The sequence below is a fragment of the Microbacterium sp. B19 genome (assembly GCF_000333395.1).
GTDB lineage: Bacteria > Actinomycetota > Actinomycetes > Actinomycetales > Microbacteriaceae > Microbacterium.
Genome location: NZ_BADA01000201.1, coordinates 1 through 2275, shown reverse-complemented (window position 1 = coordinate 2275; position 2275 = coordinate 1). Strand labels below are relative to the sequence as shown.

Annotated in this window: 2 protein-coding genes; both read left to right on the top strand. The window is 75.6% G+C overall.

Going from position 1 to position 2275, the window contains the following annotated elements:
* On the top strand, positions 1-203 hold a 203-nt coding region (locus I5G_RS25795; protein WP_022878509.1), incomplete at its 5' end, for a hypothetical protein.
* Positions 200-1549 (top strand): EsaB/YukD family protein, encoded by a 1350-nt coding sequence (locus I5G_RS07530; RefSeq protein ID WP_022878508.1) that lies wholly within the window; start codon positions 200-202, stop codon positions 1547-1549. The genes I5G_RS25795 and I5G_RS07530, both read left to right, overlap by 4 nt.
* Positions 1550-2275 lie beyond the last annotated feature (726 nt).

The following is a 2275-nucleotide window of genomic DNA, read 5'->3' as shown; positions in this document are numbered from 1 at the left end:
TGGGCGCCGCCCTCGTCTACGGCCACATCGGCGAGCGCCGCACCGTCAACGACCACATGAAGCGCCTGATGGGCTCGATCGTCGTCGCCGCGATCGCGTGCGCCGCGTGCGTCGGCGTCTCGTTCGTCTCGCAGCTGCTCGCCCAGCGGGCGCAGCAGCCGACCTCGATCGTCCAGACCCCCAGCGGAGGCCTGATCCCGTGAGCATCTACACCCGTCTGACCGTCGCGGGATCCGAGCGTCGCGCCGAGGTCGTCGTCCCGAGCGGCGAGCCCGTGGGCGCCGCGATCCCGCGCCTGCTCGACCTGCTGGGCGAGACCGCCGGAACAGTCGCGCGCCCGCTCGCGGTCATCGCGCCCGACGGCGAGCAGATCGACATCGCGCTCACCCCGCAGCAGCTCGACCTCGCCGACGGCACGCTCGTGCGCCTGGTCCGACTGGATGCCGCGCCTCCACCGCCCGTCGTGATCGACGTCACGGATGCCGCCGCCGACGCGCACGACGCCAGACCCGACCGCTGGGACGAACGCGCGCGCACGATCGCCGGGGCTTCGGGGATCGCCGGAGCGTTCGCGGTCGCCGGGTGGCTGTCGCCGTGGTCGTCACCGGCCCTCGCGGCGTTCGCCCTGCTCGCCACCTCCGTGGTGCTCGCCGTGATCGCGACCGGCCTCGGGCTCGGGGGTCTTCGCCGCCTCTCGACGTGCGTGGCGGCCGCGGCTGCCGGTCTCGCTCTCCCCGTGGGCAGTGCCACGATCGGTGCGCTGTCCTCGGCCGGTCACGCCACCGACGCGTCGATCCTCGCCGGCATCGCCGCCGCGCTCGCCACGGGCTTCACCGTCGCGCTGCTCGGCGTGGGGATCGCGCACCGCCGCCGCGGGGCCGCATCGGGTGGGGCTCTGGGCGCCGTCCTCGCCTCGCTGTACCTCGGACTCCTGCTGGCGGGAGTGGATGCCGTCGCCGCCTCGGCCGTCGCCGGCGTCGTCGCCGCGTTCGCCACCGGCCCGCTGCCCTGGATCGCTCTCTCCTCGGCGGGACTGACCGACCTCGACCAGCGCGCCGCGGAGGGAGCGCCACCGGCTCGGCCGCGCGCGTTCGCCGCGATCGACGAGGCGTACGCGGCGCTCACGTGGAGCGTGGGGGCCGTGGCATCCATTCTCGGCGTGACCGGGGTCGTGCTCGCGCTGTCGGGCACGATCTGGACCGAGCTGTTGGCCCTGGCGTTCTTCCTTGTCGCAGCGCTCCGCACCCGCGCGTTCCCGCTGCGCTGGCAGGGCTGGCTGCTGTGGGCGGCGGCCGGCGCGATCGCCGCCGCGGGGCTCACGGTGCTGCTCGTCGGCGGTCTCGGCTGGATCGGCGCGGGCGTGGCGGTCGTCGTGGCCGTCCTGCTCGCCACGATGGTGCTCGTGCAGCCGCGTCCGCACGTCCGCGCGCGCCTGCGCGGCCTCGGGAACGTCGTCGAGACGCTCGCCGTCGTGGCACTGATCCCGCTACTCGTCGGCACCCTGGGCATCTACGCCGAACTGCTGGCCATGTTCGGCGGCCGGTCGTGACCGTGCTCGATCTGCGGGCGTTGTCGACCGCGGTGTTCGGCAGCGGCGCGAACGCGCGCACCGAGTTGACCTCGTGGGATGCCGCGATCCGCGGCGGCCTGTCGACCACCCGTCGCGTCGGCGTGGTGTCGCTGTCGCCCGGCGCCGGCACGAGCACGGTCGCGCATCAGCTGGTCCGCGCGGTCGCCGCGCGGCGGAGCGAGCCGGCGCTCGCGGTCGACGTCTCGACCGGGACCCCGGGCCTCGCGGCACGCCTCGGCGCCGAGCCGGTGCCGCCGGACGACACCCGCGCCTCGGCCCGCACCACGGCGGAAGCGCTGAGCGGACTCGAGGTCCGCGACGGCGTCGTCGCCCTGCGCCCGCGCGACACCGACGACGCCGTGGGCGCGTGGCTCGGCGAAGCCGCGCCGATCGCCCGGTTCTTCGACGTGTCGGTCACGGACTTCGGGGCACGGCATCCGCTCGCCGACCTCGCCGGATGCGCGGCTCTGTGCGACGTCGTGTGCCTCGTGGCCGACGCGCGCCGCTCACCGGCCGAGCACGCGCGCTCGGTCGTCGACGCGATCGCGGGGCTGCCCGAGTCGCCGTCGGTCGTGCTCGCGCTCGTCGATCACGCGCGCGAGGGCGACGGTGTGGCTCGCGCCTTCGCGACGGGCGCGGAGTATCCGGTCGTCGCGGTGCCGTTCGATTCGGGCCTCGCCGNCGGGGGCCGAGCGCGCCGCTCGG